Source organism: Methylobacterium tardum, from assembly GCF_023546765.1.
In the GTDB taxonomy this organism is placed as follows: Bacteria; Pseudomonadota; Alphaproteobacteria; order Rhizobiales; family Beijerinckiaceae; genus Methylobacterium; species Methylobacterium tardum.
In genome coordinates, this window is record NZ_CP097484.1 from 3,422,895 (window position 1) to 3,439,082 (window position 16,188).

Here is a 16,188-nt window from a genome sequence, read left to right on the forward strand (position 1 = left end):
CAACGGCCGATGTCGCGCTGTCCTGGGTCACTTCGCTGTGCTCGTGATGGCGGAGAGCGCCATCCTCCAACAAGACCGTCACGGTCGGCCCGCCTGAGGGGGCGAAAAGGCGGGCCGACCGTTTCTCGCAGCGCCAACACAGGGCGCCGCGATCTCTTACCGCCGGTGCTCAGGCGGCGTGCGTTGCCGTGCCGCCGGCAGAGGGTCGGATGCGGTAGCAGCCGACATACAGGGCGGGCAGGAACAGAAGCGTCAGGAACGTCGCTGCCAGGATGCCGCCGATCATCGCGAAGGCCATCGGGCCCCAGAACACCTCGCGGGCGATCGGAATCAGGCCCAGGCTCGCCGCCGCGGCCGTCAGCAGGATCGGCCGCATGCGGTGGTGGGTCGCCTCGAACACGGCGTCCCACGGGGCCATCCCCTCGGCCCGGAACTCCTCGATCTGGCTCACCAGGATCACCGCGTTGCGGATGATGATGCCGATCAGCGCCAGGATGCCCAGGATGGCGACGAAGCCCATAGGCTTGTCGAACAGCAGGAGCGCCGGAACCACGCCGATCAGGCCGAGGGGCGCGACCGTGAACACGAGCAGCATCCGCCCGAAGCTCTGGAGCTGCATCATCAGCAGCAGAGCCATGGCGAGCAGCATGACCGGGACGACGGCCGCGATCGGGCCCTGGCCCTTCGCAGACTCCTCGACGGCGCCGCCGGTCTGGAGCGTGTAACCCTCCGGCAGCGTCTTGATGAAGGCGTCGATTCCGGGTTGCAGGGCGGCCACGATGGTGGCGGGCTGCGTGGCATCGTGAATCGTCGCGCGCACCGTCACGGTCGGCAGCCGGTCCCGACGCCAGACGATCGGCTGCTCGAGGTCGTAGCCGATCCGCGCGAAGGCGAGGAGCGGCACCACGGTTCCGTTGGCGAGACCAACCTGCAGCGACTGGAGGGTGTCCAGCGAGGACCGCTCCGCCGCCCGGGCCCGGCCGACGACGTTCACCAGATAGATCGAATCGCGCACCTGGGTGATCGCCTGACCGCCCTCGATTCCGTTGAGGATGCCGGCCACGTCCTGGCTGGTCACGCCGAGCTGGCGAGCCTTGTCCTGCAGGATCTCGACCCGCAGCACCTTGCCGGGCTCGTTCCAGTCGAAGGTCGGGACGTCGAGTCGCTTGTCGGAGGCCACCACGTTCGCGAGGTCGAGGGCGAGGTGGCGCGCGGTCTCCATATTGGGCCCGCTGAGACGGTACTGGACCGGCCGGCCGACGGGCGGCCCGAGGCTCAGCGGCTGCACCAGCACGTCGGTGCCGACGAAGTCGCGCTGGGCGACGTCCTGAAGCCGCGCCATGACCCGGTCGCGCAGCTCCAGGGATTTCGTGACGATCACGATCTGCCCGTAGAACGCGTTCGCGAGCTGCTGGTCGAGGGGCAGGTAGAAGCGCACGGCGCCCTGCCCGACATAGGACGACCAGCTCGTCACGTCCGGATCGTCCTTCAGCTTCGCCTCGAACCGATCCATCTGCGCCTTGGTCTCGGCGATCGTGGCGTTCTGCGGCAGCGTCAGGTCGACCAGCAGCTCGGACCGGTCCGAGGACGGGAAGAATTGCTGCTGCACGTGTCCCATCCCGACGATCGCGCTGATCATCAGCGCGAGGGACAGGACCACCGTGGTCCAGCGCCACCGCATGGCGACGCGGAGCGCGGCCAGGAACAGGCGGGTGAAGAGGCCCCGCTTCTCGGTATGATGCTTCATGGTCTTCGGCAGGAGCGTGACGCCGATCAGCGGGGCGAACAGCACCGCCACGACCCACGACACCAGCAGAGCGGCGGCGATGACCACGAACAGCGAGTAGGTGTACTCGCCCGCGCCCGAACCGTTGAACCCGATGGGCAGGAAGCCCGCCACCGTGACAAGCGTCCCGGTCAGCATCGGGAACGCCGTTGAGGTGTAGGCGAAGGTCGCGGCCTTCCGCAGCGTGTCGCCGCGCTCCAGGCGGGCGACCATCATCTCCACGGTGATCATGGCGTCGTCGACCAGGAGGCCGAGGGCGATGATCAGGGCGCCGAGCGAGATGCGCTGCAGCGTCACGTCCATGATCTGCATGACCACGAACACGATCGCCAGAACCAGCGGGATCGACACGGACACCACCAGTCCGGCGCGGACGCCGAGGCTCACGAAACTGACGGCGAGCACGATGATCACCGCCTCGACCAGGGCCTCGGTGAAGCCGCCGACCGCGTGCTCCACCTGCTTGGGCTGGTCCGACACGAGATGGACCCCGACGCCCACCGGCAGCTTGGCCTCGATCAGCCGCATGCGCTCCTTCAGGGCCTCGCCGAAATGCAGCAAGTTGGCGCCCGGCCGCATCGCGATGGCGAGGCCGATGGCGGGCTTGCCCTCGAACCGGAACATCGGTGCCGGCGGGTCCTCGTAGCCGCGGCTGATCTCGGCGATGTCCGCGAGCCGGAAGAAGCGGTCATTCACTCGGAGGTTGAAGTCCTGGAGCGCCGCCTCCGAGGCGAACGAGCCGCTGACCCGCAGCGAGACCCGTTCCGGACCCGCCTGGACCACACCGGAGGCCGAGACCGCGTTCTGCGCCTGCAGCGCCTTGATCAGAGCCTGGAAGTCGATGCCGTAGCCGGCGAGCTTGCGGGTCGAGAAGTCGAGGAAGATCGTCTCGGCCTGGGTTCCGATCAGCTGGGTCTTGCCGATATCAGGGACCCGCAGCACCTCGGTGCGGACGCCCTCCACGTAGTCGCGCAGCTGCCGATAGGTCAGCCCGTCGGCCGTGAACGCGTAGATGTTGCCGTAGACGTCGCCGAACTCGTCGTTGAAGAACGGGCCCTGCACGCCGTCCGGAAACTGGCCCTTGATGTCGCCGAGGCGCTTGCGCACCTGGTAGAAGGCCGGCTGGATCTCGCCCTTCTTCAGCGTGTCGCGGAACTGCACGAAGACCGTGGACGACCCGGGGGTCGTGTAGCTGCGGACGTAGTCGAGCCCGTTGAGCTGCTGCAGCTCCTTCTCGACCCGGTCGGTGACCTGATCGATCGTATCCTTGATGGTCGCACCCGGCCACGTCGTCTGCACGACCATGGTCTTGATCGTGAACGGCGGATCCTCCTCGCGGCCCAGGCGCGAATAGGCCATCACGCCGGCGACCAGCGAGACGAGCATCAGGAACCAGACGAACGAGCGGTGCCCGAGCGCCCAGTCGGAAAGGTTGAAGTCCTTCACGCAGAAACCCCGTGCGGCCGGCTCAAACGGCGCCGTCGGTCAGGCGCACGGCCTGGCCTTCCTTCAGCGCGTGGACGCCGGCGACGACGACCCGGTCGCCGGGCTGCAACCCGGCGGTGATGGCGATTCGGCCCGTCTCCCCCCGGCCGGGCTGCGGCGCCACCGTCACGTCTCGGCGTGCCACCGACTTGGCGTCGGCGGACACCACCCAGACGGAGCGGCGTCCATCCTGATCGAGCAGGGCCGATGCGGGCAGCAGGAAGCGTCGCTCGACCTTGCTGGTGAGCGCCACGTTGATGGTCGCACCGAGCCGGAACGCGGGGTTCGGTTTCTCGAGCGAGATGCGGATGCGGCGCGAGCGCGTCCCGGCCTCCGCGAGCGGTGCGATCTCGCGTACCCGACCGCGGGCGGTCAGGTCTGGCGCGCTCTGGAGCGCCACCGTGAAGATGCAGTCCGCCGGCAACGCGCCGACATAGGCTTCCGGAATGTCGACCACCGCCTCGCGAACGTCGGGCCGAGCCACCGTCACGACGCCCTGTCCGGCGCTCAGAACCTGACCGACTTCGGCCAGGCGCTGCGTGACCACGCCGTCGAATTCAGCCTTCAGCTCGGTGTAGCCCATCTGATCGCGGGCCTTCTGAAGGCTTGCCTGCGCCTGCTCGACGCGCGCCCGGGCGGTCTCGCGTTTTGCCACAGCCTGGTCGAGGGTGGCCTGCGCGACGCTGTTGCCGGTCATCAGGCGGCGCGTCCGCGCCTCGGCGGCATCGGCGTTCTCGGCCTGCGCCCGCGCGTCGGCGAGATCGGCCTCGGCGCGCGTCAGGTCGAAGCGTGAGACGATGATGTCGAGGGCGGCCAGCCGCTGCCCTTTCTTGACGATGTCGCCGACTGTCACGTCGCGCGCCACCATCCGGCCGGGAATCTGGAAGCCGAGCTGCGCCTGGTAACGGGGTTCGATCGTTCCCGCGAAGGGGCCGAAGGTGATGGTATCGCTCGGTTCGGCGACCTGCGTCAGCACGGGGCGTACGGGCGCCGCCTCGGCGGCGGAATCCCGCGTCTTGTCCTCGTGACCGTTGCACCCGCCGAGCACCGCGGACAGGAGCGTGACGGTGAGGAGCGCATGCGGCCTCATGGACGAGCTCCGACCTCGGCGGCCGCGACCGTCTGGCCGGGCCGCAGGAATTGGATGCCGGCCACCACCACGCGCTCGCCCGGCTCGACGCCGCGCTTCAGCGCGATGATGTCCGGCCCGAAACGATCGATCTCGACGGCGCGCACCGACACGGTCCGCTGGGCCGGATCGTAGATCCACACGGAGGGGCGTCCGTCGTAGCGGTAGAGGGCGGACCAGGGCAGAACCACAGCCTCGTGCGGCGCGAACCGTCCCCGCCCGACCACGACAGCCCCAAGGCCCATCGCGCCCGGCGTCGACTGGAGACCGATCTTTACGCGGACCGTCCCGCTCGACGCATCGACCGTGGGCGAAATCTCGCGCACGGTCCCGGCCGCCGTGACGTTCGGATCGGATTGCAGCGCGACGGCCACGGTCTCGCTGGCAGGCGGCTGGGCGGTGAGTGACTCGTACACGTTGAAGACCGCATCCCGCGGCCCGTCCTGCGCGAGCACCAGCACGGTTTGACCGGACTGCACCACCTGCCCGACCTCAAAGCTGCGGCTGGTCACGATGCCGGCGACACCGGCGCGCAGCTCCGTGTAGGAGAACTGCTCCTGCGCGGTGCCGAGTGCGGCCTTGGCGGAATCCACCGCGGCCTGCGTGGTCCTCAGTTCCTGCTCGGCGTTGTCGTAGGCGGTCCGCGTCGTGAAGCCGCCGGCCAGAAGCTGCTTCTGCCGCTCGAACGACATCCTGGCCTGCGTCAGCAGCGCCTCCGACGAGGTGACGGCCGCTTTGGCATTGTCGAGATTCGCCCGCTGGGTCAGCGGCTCGAGCACAGCGAGGACTTGGTCGGCCGCGACGTGGTCACCGATCTCCACCCGTCGCTCGGCGACCTTCCCGTTAGTCCGGAATGAGACGTTGACCTGCGCCTGGGCCTGGATGTCGCCCGTCAGCACCACGTCGAGGGCCATCGGCGTGCGCTGGGCCTCGACGACCCGCACCCTCGCGAGCGACGGATCGACCGTCGCGACAGGCTCTGCCTGGGCGAAGTTCATGCCGACCGGCGCGATCAATGCGAGCAGGAAGCCGGTTGGACAGAGAGCGGCGAAACGGATCATGCGGTCGACCTTCTCGGCCGGGCTCGTGCAGAGTGCGTGGCGTGGTCCTACTCGATCAGTTACATACCGTCCAGTCGGTTTTTAATGCAGGTGAGTGATGGAAGCGAAGCGCAGGCGGCTGGCGGAGCGGCCCGAGATCATCCTCGAAGCCGCCGCTGCAGTCCTCCGCAAAAGCGGAGCCCGGGGCTGACCATCGACGCGGTCGCGGTCGAGGCCGGTCTGAGCAAGGGCGGCGTGCTGCATCACTACGCCTCGAAGGACGCGTTGATCTCGGCCCTCGTGGCCCGAAAGCTGTCGGACCTGCGCGAGGAGATCGCCGCCTGTGAGGCCGAGATCCCGCCCGGCCCGGCGCGACTGTCGCAGGCCATGGTCGCGCATGTCCGCGGGCATTATTGCGACGACGACGAATCGTCCCGCGCGCTGCTGCTGGCTTCGATCGAGTCGCCCGAGGCGCTTGCTGATTACCGGGCTTTCGTGGCGGATCAGCTGGGCCGTCTGGAGCGGATCGAGGGCGCCTGTCCAGGCGACGGCGCGGTCCTGTTCTTCGCAATCCTGGGGCTGTTCATGGGGCGGGCGCTGGGATTCCACGCGCTCGGGGACGACGCGCTGCAGCCGATGCTCGATGCGCTGGAGCGCATGGCCAAGCGCCCGGAGCGCTGAGGCCGCCGGTCAGGCTTGGAATACCAGTACGGCGCGGGTGCCGGGCGATCCGGGAACATAGGACAGCGCCGAGCGCAGGTTCGTCGCCATGGCGCGCACGATGCGCGAGCCGAGTCCGGTACCCTGGATCTCGCCCTCCCCGTCCAGCCGATGCCGTCATCTTCCACGGCGAGGGAGACGGTGTCGGCAGCGTCCCGGTCGACCGCGACCCGGATCTCCCCCGAGCTGCCCGGTGGGTAGGCGTACTTGTAAGCGTTGGTCACGAGTTCTGTCACGACGACGCCGACCGAGACCGCCTTGTCGGTCGAGAGCCGCACCGGCGCCGCCCGCAGACGGATCGCATGATCGCGCCCGCTCGCCCGCATTGCCGCCTGCAATTCCTCGACGAGACTCGCCAGATAGGCGTCCAGCTCAACCGACTCCACGTCCTCCGATGTGTAGAGGCGGCGGTGAATCCCAGCGATGGCCGAGATCCGCGCCTGCATCTCGTCGAGGGCGGCCTTGGCAGCCGGGTCGGTCACGGCATTGCGCTGCATGTGCGCGAGTGCCGCCACCAGCGCCAGGGAATTCGCTACCCGATGGTTGACCTCGCGCAGCAGCAACTCGGCCCTGTCCCGGGCCTCGCGCATCTCGGCTTCCGCGCGCTCCTTGTCCCGCCGCAAGGCTTCCTGTCGCAAGGCCGTCGCGACGGCCTCGCCGAGGAGTTCGCGGAACTGGCCCTGGATGTCCTTCCAGACGTAGTCGACGGCACCCGCCTTGAGTGCGGCCACCGCGACGCGACTGTCCTCGGAGCCGGTCACGTAGATGACCGGCGGGCCTGCGGCAGGCTGCGGATCTCCGGCAGGAGGTCGAGCCCGGTCTGGCCCGGCATGTAATGGTCCAGCGCCACGGCGTCGACCCCGCCCTGGGCGAGGCGCGCGAGGCCCTCGGCTCCGCTCGCGCAGAGCTCCACCGCGTAGCCGCGCGCCTCCAGCGAGCGCTTGACCAAGCGGCCGAGGCCAGGATCGTCGTCGATGTAGAGGATGCGCGCCGCCGCGGCGGTGCGATCCGCGCCGGTCGTCTCCGCGCTCATGGGTTCGCGGGGACCTCCATGACCGAGAAGAACAGGCCCAGCTGCCGGATTGCGTTGGCGAATCCGTCGTAGTTCACCGGCTTGGTGATGTAGACGTTCGCCCCCAGGTCGTAGCAGCGTTGGATCTCCTGGCTGTCGTCGGTGGTGGTGAGCACCACCACGGGTGAGCGTCGCGTATGCGGGTTCGCCTTGACCTTCTCCAGGATGTCGAGCCCGGTCATGTCCGGCAGGTTGAGGTCGAGCAGGATCAGAAGGTGACGCCGGGCACTCGCCAGTCCGGACCCGTCCGGCCCGAACAGGTACTCGAGGGCGGACGTGCCGTTCTGAAACGGCACGATCTCGTTGTTCACGCCCGCCCGCCGGATATTCCGCTCGATCAGGCGCGCGTGACCCTCGTCGTCTTCGATCATCACGATGCTGACGGGATGCACGGCTCGCTCCACGCTCATTCGGCGGCGAGGGGCGCCGGCTCACGGTCTTCGAAAACCGCTGTAGACGCACCGTGCGGCAAGGTCACGTTGAACGTCGTGCCCTCCCCGAGTTTCGAGGTGATGTCGATGCGGCCGCCGAACGACCGGATCAGCGCCTTGACGTGAGCGAGGCCGATCCCCTCCCCGGGACGGTCCTGGGCGCCCGACCGCCGGAACAGTTCGAAGACACGCCCGTGGTCGCGCTCGGCGATGCCCCGACCATTGTCGGTCACCGAGAAGCAGACGCCGCGTGCGCCGGCGGGCCGGGCGGTGACGGTCACCCGTCCCGGGCGGGCCGGGTCGAGGTACTTGATCGCGTTGTCGAGGAGATTGCCGAAGATCTGCTCCACCGCGAGCCGGTCGGCGACGATCGAGGGCAGATCGTCCGCGATCGTCACGGTCGCGCCGGCCGCTTCCACTTGATGCCGCTGCGCGTCCACGACACTCCGAAGCAGGGCGGTCATGTCGAGCGGTTCCGGCATGAACTGGCGCCGGCCCTCCCGCGACAGCTTCAGGATCGCGGCGATGAGCCCTTCCATCCGGTTCACGGCAGCCTTGATGAAGCCCAGCGCCTCGCCGAAATCCGCGTCGATCCGCTCAGCCTGCGGGTGGCCGCCGAGGGCAGCCCGGATCTCGACCCGCGTCGCCTCCAACTCGCTGGTGAAGCCCATCACGTTGACGAGCGGCGACCGCAAATCGTGGCTGACGATGTAGGCGTAGCGCTGGATTTCCTCGTTCGATTCCCGCAGGTCGGCTTCGGCTTGGCGCTGCTCGGTGATGTCGGTGTGAACGCCGACCCATTCCCGAACCTCGCCCCGGTCGTCGAGCACCGGGACAGCGCGGATCGCGAAATGCCGCCACGTGCCATCGTGGCAGCGAACCCGATGCTCGTGAACGAAGGTGCGCCGCGCGCGGACCGTCTCGTTCCAGCGATCGACGGATTCCTGCCGGTCGTCGGGATGGACCGCGTCGGCCCATCCGAAACCCTGGTACGCCCCACGGGCCTGACCCGTGATCGCGCTCCAGCCCGGCTGGTCACCGAGCATCCGGCCCGTGGCATCGTTGGTCCAGAGCACGCCGCGGACGGCCTGGACGGCGGCGCGGAAGCGCGCCTCGCTCGCCAGCAACTCGCGCTGAACGCGCTGCTGGTCGATGGACGAGGCCAGCATCGCCAGGAACAGGATGAGGAAGGTCGCGCCCGCCACGTAGAGGGCCAGATTCTCCTGCCGCTGGGGAACCAGCCCGGCATGGGCCGCGTGGGCGCCGGCCTCCGACGCTGTGATCGTGGCCGCCGCCATGCCGGTGTAATGCATGCCGGCCACGGCGAGGCCCATGATGCTGGCGGCGGCAAGCTTCTGCCAGACTCCGTGCTGGCGGAACGCGAGCCACAGCGCAGCCGTCGCGGCGGTGACGGCGATTGCCACCGAGAGGGCCACCACCGCTGCGCTGTAGGCGAGACGTCCTGGGATCTGGAGCGCCGCCATGCCGGTGTAGTGCATGGCGGCGACGCCGAGCCCCATCAGCGGGCCGGCGATGAGCAGACCCGCGAGCCCCTCCCCCTGGTAGGCCACCCACAGGAACGCCCCGCCGGTGAACGCGACGGCGATGAGCAGGGAGAGAAGCGTCAGGCCGATATCGTAGGCGGCCGGCAGGCCCATCTCGAAGGCCAGCATCCCGACGAAGTGCATCGACCAGATGCCGCCGCCCATGGCCAGGGCCGCCCCCGCGATCCAGGGCCACTGCGCGCCCGGAACCGGTCCCCGGATGCGGGCACCCAGATCCAGGGCGGTGTAGGAGGCGAAGATCGAGATGCCGATCGACAGAGCGACGAGCGCCGGATTGTAGCCGGTGTGGACCATGTGGATTCATCGGCACTCGAAGACCGCGCTTCACGATGTATCCTGTGTCGCGGGGCCGCGCTATCGTCTTTGGGAGACAGCCAAATCTTCTGAATAGTGAGCGGGCATGGCAGCCGTTTTCCGATCGCCCTCGCCGCGGGCGGACAAGACGGCAGCACGGGACCGGCGAGAGCAAAACCCAGCTTGATCGCAGCGCCATAGACCTGCTGTGGGTCTGCCGGTGGCCCTTTTCGCAGGGCGGGACGATTGAACCGACGGAACGCGTTTTCGTTCGTGCGCCTTGATCCCGTCGGAAGCGGACGCGGGGCTGCACGAAGAAAAAATACAGGTTTGTCGCGCCGTGCCGGTCTCTTCGATCGCGCCGGCGCGTTGTAGGCTTCGTTGATCGCTCATCGCGAATGCAGGTTCATGAACGAACACGCCGCGACACCGCTGCCCGACCCGCTGCGCATCTCCCTCGCGCGCGCTCTGTACGATTTTGATCGGAGCGAAAGCGCCGAACGCCCGTCCTGGGACGATGATGCGCTCGACGCGGCGCATCCGGGCTTGCGTGCACGCTATCTGCAGCGGGCTGAAGCCCTGGCCGCCGGTCCCCTGGCGGATCTGCTCACCACGGCTGCCGGCAGATCGGCCAACGAGGAGGAGTTGCGGGTGCTCCGCCGCCAGCGGATGGCCCCGGATCGTGAGCGGGAACTGCTGGAGGCCAATAACCGGATGCTGCTCCGTGCCGAGATGGCGGAGGCGGCCAGGGCTGCGTCAGAGGAGGCGCTCGCCCTGGCACGACGCGAACGCGACGTGGCACGGGAGGCGGAAGCGTTCTGGCAGCGCTTCGCGTTCGACGCGGACGACCTCGCCACCCGCCGGCTTATCGAGCAGACCGACGCGCGGGCCGCGGCCGAGCGGGCGGCGATCCATGAGCGGTGCCGCAGGGAGCGCGCCGAGAGCGCGTTGCGTCTTTTTGCGGACCGAGCCGAGGTGATGCCCAAGGAGGGCTGGGCGTCGGAACTCGTCAAGGCGAACCGCGACATCCCGCTCTGGTGGTTCCACGCGGCCCGCGTCGCGCTAGACCCGCCCGAATCGCAGAACGATCCGCAGGCGGATCCCGCCTGACGCGGCTCAGGCCGCCGCCGGCTGCTTGGCCGAGGCGGGCGGGTTCCGGAACAGAGCGGTGCAGCCGGATCCGCGGTGCATGCTCAGGATCGAGGCGCGATCGATCTCCGGGTGTGTCTTCAACACGTTCTGCACGCAGGCGAGAACACGCTCGTATTGTGCCGCGTCGAAGTTCGGCTCGAGCGGACTCACCGCGATGTATGTCTCGACCACCAGCACACGTTCGGCCCGGTCATGACCGACATCCACGGCAATCCAGGAGGACTTGATCAGGCTGGTGCTGGCGAGCATGGGCGTCCCTCGTTCAGCGTTGCATCGTTCTGCTCGCCGCGCAGGCGGGCAATTTTGGCGAAATCATGGACCGGCCCCGCACGAAAGCCAAGGGCCTTTCATCCGCATCGGCCCGCAGGCGGGGCGACGCGGAGACGTGTGTTGAGCCATCCCGATTGTCAGCTTACGGTCGGCCGGGATCGCGGACGCGCTACGCCCACAATGGGTACTCGCCTCCACACAATGGCATGTGGTATACAAATCGCCGGACTCGTCACCCTGGGTCCGAATGACGGTATCGCGATACGACGAAACCGCGTGGTGGGAGGGAGTGCAGATATGATCCGTCGAAGGATGGAAAGCGCCGGACCCGGCGTTGCGCGCCCCACGTCGCGAACTCGCATGGGAATCGCACCGGCTACTCAAGCGGCTTGAGCCGCCTCCCCACATCCCGAAGACCGCCTCCAACTCCGAGACCGATCATGACCAAGGCCCTCGAAGGCGTCCGCATCCTGGACTTCACGCACGTTCAATCCGGCCCGACCTGCACGCAGCTTCTGGCCTGGTTCGGCGCCGACGTCATCAAGGTCGAGCGGCCGGGCGTCGGCGACGCCACGCGCCAGCAGCTTCAGGATATTCCGGATGTGGACAGCCTCTATTTCACGATGCTGAACCACAACAAGCGTTCGATCACGCTGGATTCGAAGAACCCGAAGGGCAAGGAGGTGCTCTGGCGCCTCATCAAGGAATGCGACGTCCTGGTCGAGAACTTCGCGCCCGGCGCACTCGCCCGCATGGGCCTGACCTGGGAGAAGATCCACGAGGCGAACCCGCGTATGATCCTGGCGTCGGTGAAGGGCTTCGGGCCCGGCCGCTATGAGGATTGCAAGGTCTACGAGAACGTCGCGCAATGCGCCGGCGGCTCGGCCTCCACAACCGGCTTCCGCGATGGCATCCCGATGGTGACCGGCGCCCAGATCGGCGATTCCGGCACCGGCCTGCACCTCGCGCTCGGGATCGTCACCGCCCTCTATCACCGGACGCAGAGCGGCCTCGGCCAGAAGGTCGACTGCGCCATGCAGGACGGCGTGCTCAACCTGTGCCGCGTGAAGCTGCGCGACCAGCAGCGCCTCGCGCACGGCCCGCTCCGGGAATACAGCCAGTTCGGCGAGGGCATTCCGTTCGGCGAGGCGACCCCGCGCGCGGGCAACGATTCCGGCGGTGGCCAGCCGGGCCGCATCCTGCGCTGCAAGGGCTGGGAGCAGGATCCGAACGCCTACATCTACGTCATCACCCAGGCGGCGGTCTGGGAGCCGATCTGCGACATCATCGGTGAGCCCGACTGGAAGACCGACCCGAACTACGCCACCCCGAAGGGCCGTCTGCCGCATCTCAACGAGATCTTCACGCGGATCGAGGCGTGGACAATGAAGATGTCCAAGTTCGAGGCGATGGACACCCTCAACAAGTACGACATCCCGTGCGGACCGATCCTGTCGATGAAGGAGATCGCCGAGGATGAGGCCCTGCGGAAGACGGGCACGATCGTCGAGGTCGATCACCCGACTCGCGGCAAGTACCTGACGGTCGGCAACCCCATCAAGCTGTCGGCGAGCCCGAGCGAAGTGGTGCGCTCGCCGCTGCTGGGTGAGCACACCGACGAGATCCTGCGCAGCGTGCTCGGCTATACGGAGGCCGAGGTCGGCGAGATCGCCAATTCGGGCGCGATCGGCGCGATCCAGAAGATCGCCGCCGAGTAAGCGTCGCCCGACCCCTGGTCGGTATCCGGAACGAAATAGCCCGGGACGGTGACGAACCGTCCCGGGCGTATTGATTCAGCGATCACGTGAGCGGGTGCGGGCAAGCGATGGCTGGATCTGCGCCCTAGAATATCCGTTCCGGACCGCGAGGGATCCGGATCAAGCCCAGGATATCGCATGCGCATCGCCTTCATCGGTCAGCAGGATTTCGGAAAAGCCGTCCTCGAGGCGTTCCTGAAGCGGGGCGATGACGTGGCGGGCGTGTTCTGCGCGCCGGAGAAGCCCGGCGCGAAGCCGGACGTGCTGAAGACGGCAGCGCAGGAGAAGGGGCTCCAGGTCTTCCAGTTCCCGAGCCTGAAGAGCCCGGAGGCGGAGGCGGCCATGCGCGGCCTGAACGCCGATATCGGCATCATGGCCTACGTGCTGCAGTTCGCTCCGCAGAGCTTCGTCAACATCCCGACGCACGGCACGATCCAGTACCACCCGAGCCTGCTGCCGCGTTACCGCGGCCCGTCCTCGATCAACTGGCCGATCGCCCGCGGCGAATTGCAGACCGGCCTCACGATCTTTCGTCCCACCGACGGCCTCGATGAAGGACCGGTGATCCTACAGAAGACCTGCCCGATCGGCGCCGACGCGACCCTGGGCGACGTCTACTTCGAGAACCTGTTCCCGATGGGGGTCGACGCCATGCTCGAGGCGGCCGATCTGGTCGTCGCCGGGCAGCACATCGAGGTTGACCAGGACGAAGATGCGGCGAGCTACGAGGGGTGGTTCCGCGCTGCCGAGGCCGAGATCCGCTGGGGCGCTCATGCCGAGCAGATCTACAACCTGATCCGTGCCGCGAACCCGGCGCCCGGCGCCTGGACGACCCTCGACGGCAAGAAGCTTCAGATCTTCGATTCCTGCCTGCACCCGACCCGCCGCCTCTCCGACGTGAAGGGCAAGCCCGGCGAGGTCATCGGCATCGGCGAGAACGGATTCAGCGTCTGCGCGCAGGGCGGCCGGATCGAAGTCCGCAAGGTCAAGCCGGAGGGCGGCAAAAAGGTGTCGGCCGCCGAGTACGCCAAGGAGATTGGGCTCGCCGCGGGGCAGGTGCTGGGCCGATAGGACGGGCCGGCTGGGCGCGCCTTCCGCCGGACGTCAGGCCCGCGCGGGCGCGTTCAACCCGTAGCCGCGGAAGCGCTTTACCGTCGCGTGGATCTCGTGGTCCGACAGGATCACCGGTGCGCCGACCTGGAGCGCGACAGCGTATTGGTGGCACAGGGTCTCCAGCTCGACGGCGAGCCAGAGCGCTTTCTCCAGGCTCGCGCCGGCCGCGATCATGCCGTGGTTCGCCAGAAGGCAGACGTTGCGGTCGACCAGAGCCGCGAGGGCGAGCTCGGACAGTTCCGCCGTGCCGTAGGCCGCGTAGGGCGCGCAGCGGACGGTGGGCCCGCCGAAGGCCGCGATCATGTAGTGCACCGCCGGAATGTCCCGGCCGCACATCGCGAAGGCCGTGCAGTAGACGGGGTGGGCGTGGACCACCGCGCCGATCTCCGGCCGATGGGCCAGGATGTCCCGGTGGAAGCGCCACTCCGAGGATGGTTTCTGGTCCGGCGGGTGCGTGCCGTCTAATCCCATCGGGACGATATCTTCGGGACGCATGCGGGCGGTCGGTAAGCCCGACGGCGTGATGAGCAGGCCGTCACGGAAGCGGACCGAGACGTTCCCCGACGTCCCGCGGTTCAGCCCCTGCACGTCGAGGTCGCGCGCCGCCGCGACGACGCTGTCCCGCGCGATGCGCTCGTCGGTATCCATGCCCGGTCTCCGGTTTCCCCGATCCCGGGTATGCACGAAGCCCGGCGCCGTAAAGACGGCGCCGGGCTGTTTCGGGTGCTGCGGGTGGCGGCTACTGAGCCAGGACTGGCGCGAGGCCGGCCTCGGGCTTCTTGGTGTAGGCCGCGCGCATCGGCTTCAGGACGAAGAGCGCGAGCAGGGCCGCCAGAATGTTCAGCCCCGCCGCGACCAGGAACACCGTGTGCCAACTGCCGGTCATGGTCGTCAGCACGCTGGTGTAGGGCACGATCAGAGCCGCGGTTCCCTTGGCGGTGTAGAGCAGACCGGCATTGGTCGCCGCGTATTTCGACCCGAAGGTGTCGCCGCAGGTCGCCGGGAACAGCGAGTAGATCTCACCCCAGGCGAAGAACACGAGGCCGGTCAGCAGCACGAAGGCGATCGGGTTCTGGCCGAACTGGCTCAGCGCGTAGATGCCGAGGCCCTCGATCGCGAACGACAGGAACATCGTGTTCTCGCGGCCGATATGATCGGACACCCAGCCGAAGAACGGCCGCGTGACGCCGTTGAGCACCCGGTCCAGCGTCGCCGCGAAGGTCAGCGCCGGCAGCGTGATGCCGAGGAGCGAGACCGGGACGTCGGCGATCTTGAAGTCCTTGGCGATCGGGCCGAGCTGTGCGGTCGCCATGAGACCGCCGGCGGCCATCATGACGAACATGGCGTACATGACCCAGAAGATCGGCGTCCGGACCATCTCGGCGGGCTTGTAGTCCCGCTTCGACTGGCTGACCCGCGCAACCTCCGGGACCTGTCCCTTGGCCGGCGCGATCAGGAACAGGGCGATCAGCATCACGATGACGCCCTGGCCGATGCCGAAGTAGAAGAACGCGGCCTCGTAACCCTGTGACTTGATCATCGCCTGGATCGGCACGACGGTGAGCGCAGAGCCCGCGCCGAAGCCCATTGCGGTGATACCGGCGGCGAGACCGCGGCGGTCCGGGAACCACTTCAGGGAGTTGCCCACGCAGGTGCCATAGACGGCGCCGGCGCCGGTGCCGCCGATCGCGGCCGCGATGTAGAGCACCGTGAGCGATTCTGCGTAGGAGTTGATCACCCAGGCGATGCCGCAGAGCAGGCCGCCGAACAGGGTGACGATCCGCGGGCCGTACTTATCGGCGAACCAGCCCTCGATCGGAACCAGCCAGGTCTCGGTGACAACGAAAAGGGTGAAGGCGACCTGGATCGCGGCGCGATCCCAGCCGTGCCGCTCCTGCATCGGGTTCACGAAGAAGGTCCAGCCGTACTGCATGTTGGCAATCATGCACATGCAGACGACGCCGAAGGCGAGTTGCAGCCATCGGCCGCGCCCCACCGGTTTGTGGATCTCGGACATACGCTTCCCTCCTAGGCAGTATTCTTTATGCCTTATGCGCTGTACGGTTTTATGCCCTGCCTCAGCGCGTCATGGCAGAACAAACCGTCCGTCGTTCTTGGAAAATTCTTGGCCCGCAGGCAAATTTGTTCGCATTGCCTCCAGCACACGTCATCGACGATAGCATTCGGAGCCGTGTGGTCGACGGTATGCCAGAAAGATGGTGCTGATATCATCCCTGACTGTCAATCGAACATGCAGAAAAATACCGGATTGAGGCGATGGATTAAGTTCGGCATCCCGAACGTGCCGTTTAACGGCGGTCCAGCCGTACGCATCCGGACTGCTGCGCGATCAAGGATGGCGGCTCTCGTCACA

General features: G+C 67.7%; 11 protein-coding genes and 2 pseudogenes. 4 read left to right on the top strand and 9 right to left on the bottom strand.

Translation table 11 applies throughout. The features are described from left to right. Positions 1–169: 169 nt before the first annotated feature. Genes M6G65_RS16440 through M6G65_RS16450 form a run of 3 tightly spaced genes read right to left on the bottom strand, consistent with a single transcriptional unit; the run spans position 170 to position 5,461 of the window. The gene (locus M6G65_RS16440; RefSeq protein WP_283214833.1) at positions 170–3,232 is read right to left on the bottom strand and encodes an efflux RND transporter permease subunit; all 3,063 of its coding nucleotides are present in this window, start codon (positions 3,230–3,232) and stop codon (positions 170–172) included. 22 nt (positions 3,233–3,254) lie between these two features. Beyond that, positions 3,255–4,361, bottom strand: coding sequence for an efflux RND transporter periplasmic adaptor subunit (locus M6G65_RS16445; RefSeq protein WP_250104189.1), 1,107 nt, complete (start codon positions 4,359–4,361; stop codon positions 3,255–3,257). Beyond that, the gene (locus M6G65_RS16450) at positions 4,358–5,461 is read right to left on the bottom strand and encodes an efflux RND transporter periplasmic adaptor subunit (protein WP_373323674.1); all 1,104 of its coding nucleotides are present in this window, start codon (positions 5,459–5,461) and stop codon (positions 4,358–4,360) included. The genes M6G65_RS16445 and M6G65_RS16450 overlap by 4 nt, the downstream gene beginning before the upstream one ends. Positions 5,462–5,558: 97 nt before the next feature. On the opposite strand from M6G65_RS16450, the pseudogene M6G65_RS16455 reads away from it, so the two are divergent. Continuing rightward, a pseudogene (locus M6G65_RS16455) lies at positions 5,559–6,121 on the top strand (TetR/AcrR family transcriptional regulator). 9 nt (positions 6,122–6,130) lie between these two features. On the opposite strand, the pseudogene M6G65_RS16460 reads toward M6G65_RS16455, so the two are convergent. The 3 genes and pseudogenes from M6G65_RS16460 to M6G65_RS16470 all read right to left on the bottom strand — a co-directional run bounded on the left by M6G65_RS16460 (position 6,131) and on the right by M6G65_RS16470 (position 9,522). Further along, positions 6,131–7,193 (bottom strand): annotated as a pseudogene (locus M6G65_RS16460) (response regulator). Beyond that, positions 7,190–7,642 (bottom strand): response regulator, encoded by a 453-nt coding sequence (locus M6G65_RS16465; RefSeq protein WP_192707695.1) that lies wholly within the window; start codon positions 7,640–7,642, stop codon positions 7,190–7,192. Before M6G65_RS16465 ends, M6G65_RS16460 begins: the two are co-directional and overlap by 4 nt. Further along, positions 7,639–9,522 carry an MHYT domain-containing protein gene (locus M6G65_RS16470; protein ID WP_238195183.1) on the bottom strand — a complete coding sequence of 628 codons (1,884 nt, stop codon included), beginning with the start codon at positions 9,520–9,522 and terminating at the stop codon, positions 7,639–7,641. The genes M6G65_RS16465 and M6G65_RS16470 overlap by 4 nt, the downstream gene beginning before the upstream one ends. Before the next feature lie 408 nt (positions 9,523–9,930). On the opposite strand from M6G65_RS16470, the gene M6G65_RS16475 reads away from it, so the two are divergent. After that, positions 9,931–10,632, top strand: coding sequence for a hypothetical protein (locus tag M6G65_RS16475; protein WP_238195182.1), 702 nt, complete (start codon positions 9,931–9,933; stop codon positions 10,630–10,632). Positions 10,633–10,638: 6 nt separating this feature from the next. Here M6G65_RS16475 and M6G65_RS16480 read toward each other — a convergent pair whose 3' ends face one another. After that, entirely contained in the window at positions 10,639–10,923 is a 285-nt protein-coding gene (locus tag M6G65_RS16480) for a hypothetical protein (RefSeq protein WP_192707692.1), read from the bottom strand. Between the two features lie 461 nt (positions 10,924–11,384). Here M6G65_RS16480 and frc point away from each other — a divergent pair, with 461 nt between their 5' ends. Together frc and M6G65_RS16490 are read left to right on the top strand one after the other, a co-directional pair. Next, positions 11,385–12,662 carry a formyl-CoA transferase gene (frc, locus tag M6G65_RS16485; RefSeq protein WP_238195181.1) on the top strand — a complete coding sequence of 426 codons (1,278 nt, stop codon included), beginning with the start codon at positions 11,385–11,387 and terminating at the stop codon, positions 12,660–12,662. A 177-nt stretch (positions 12,663–12,839) separates the two neighbouring features. Continuing rightward, positions 12,840–13,772, top strand: coding sequence for a methionyl-tRNA formyltransferase (locus tag M6G65_RS16490; protein ID WP_250104190.1), 933 nt, complete (start codon positions 12,840–12,842; stop codon positions 13,770–13,772). Positions 13,773–13,805: 33 nt separating this feature from the next. On the opposite strand, the gene M6G65_RS16495 is transcribed toward M6G65_RS16490, so the two are convergent. Next, positions 13,806–14,462, bottom strand: a complete 657-nt coding sequence (locus M6G65_RS16495; protein ID WP_238195179.1) for a class II aldolase/adducin family protein — start codon at positions 14,460–14,462, stop codon at positions 13,806–13,808. A 91-nt stretch (positions 14,463–14,553) separates the two neighbouring features. Beyond that, the gene (gene oxlT / locus M6G65_RS16500) at positions 14,554–15,831 is read right to left on the bottom strand and encodes an oxalate/formate MFS antiporter (RefSeq protein ID WP_250104191.1); all 1,278 of its coding nucleotides are present in this window, start codon (positions 15,829–15,831) and stop codon (positions 14,554–14,556) included. Positions 15,832–16,188 lie beyond the last annotated feature (357 nt).

Excerpts from the sequence above, each read along its gene's own strand:
- M6G65_RS16495 (WP_238195179.1), bottom strand. The coding sequence starts at position 14,462 with ATGGATACCGACGAGCGCATCGCGCGGGACAGCGTCGTCGCGGCGGCG.
- M6G65_RS16470 (WP_238195183.1), bottom strand. The coding sequence starts at position 9,522 with ATGGTCCACACCGGCTACAATCCGGCGCTCGTCGCTCTGTCGATCGGC.
- M6G65_RS16465 (WP_192707695.1), bottom strand. The coding sequence starts at position 7,642 with ATGAGCGTGGAGCGAGCCGTGCATCCCGTCAGCATCGTGATGATCGAA.
- M6G65_RS16450 (WP_373323674.1), bottom strand. The coding sequence starts at position 5,461 with ATGATCCGTTTCGCCGCTCTCTGTCCAACCGGCTTCCTGCTCGCATTG.
- M6G65_RS16475 (WP_238195182.1), top strand. The coding sequence starts at position 9,931 with ATGAACGAACACGCCGCGACACCGCTGCCCGACCCGCTGCGCATCTCC.
- M6G65_RS16490 (WP_250104190.1), top strand. The coding sequence starts at position 12,840 with ATGCGCATCGCCTTCATCGGTCAGCAGGATTTCGGAAAAGCCGTCCTC.
- oxlT (WP_250104191.1), bottom strand. The coding sequence starts at position 15,831 with ATGTCCGAGATCCACAAACCGGTGGGGCGCGGCCGATGGCTGCAACTC.
- M6G65_RS16445 (WP_250104189.1), bottom strand. The coding sequence starts at position 4,361 with ATGAGGCCGCATGCGCTCCTCACCGTCACGCTCCTGTCCGCGGTGCTC.
- M6G65_RS16480 (WP_192707692.1), bottom strand. The coding sequence starts at position 10,923 with ATGCTCGCCAGCACCAGCCTGATCAAGTCCTCCTGGATTGCCGTGGAT.
- frc (WP_238195181.1), top strand. The coding sequence starts at position 11,385 with ATGACCAAGGCCCTCGAAGGCGTCCGCATCCTGGACTTCACGCACGTT.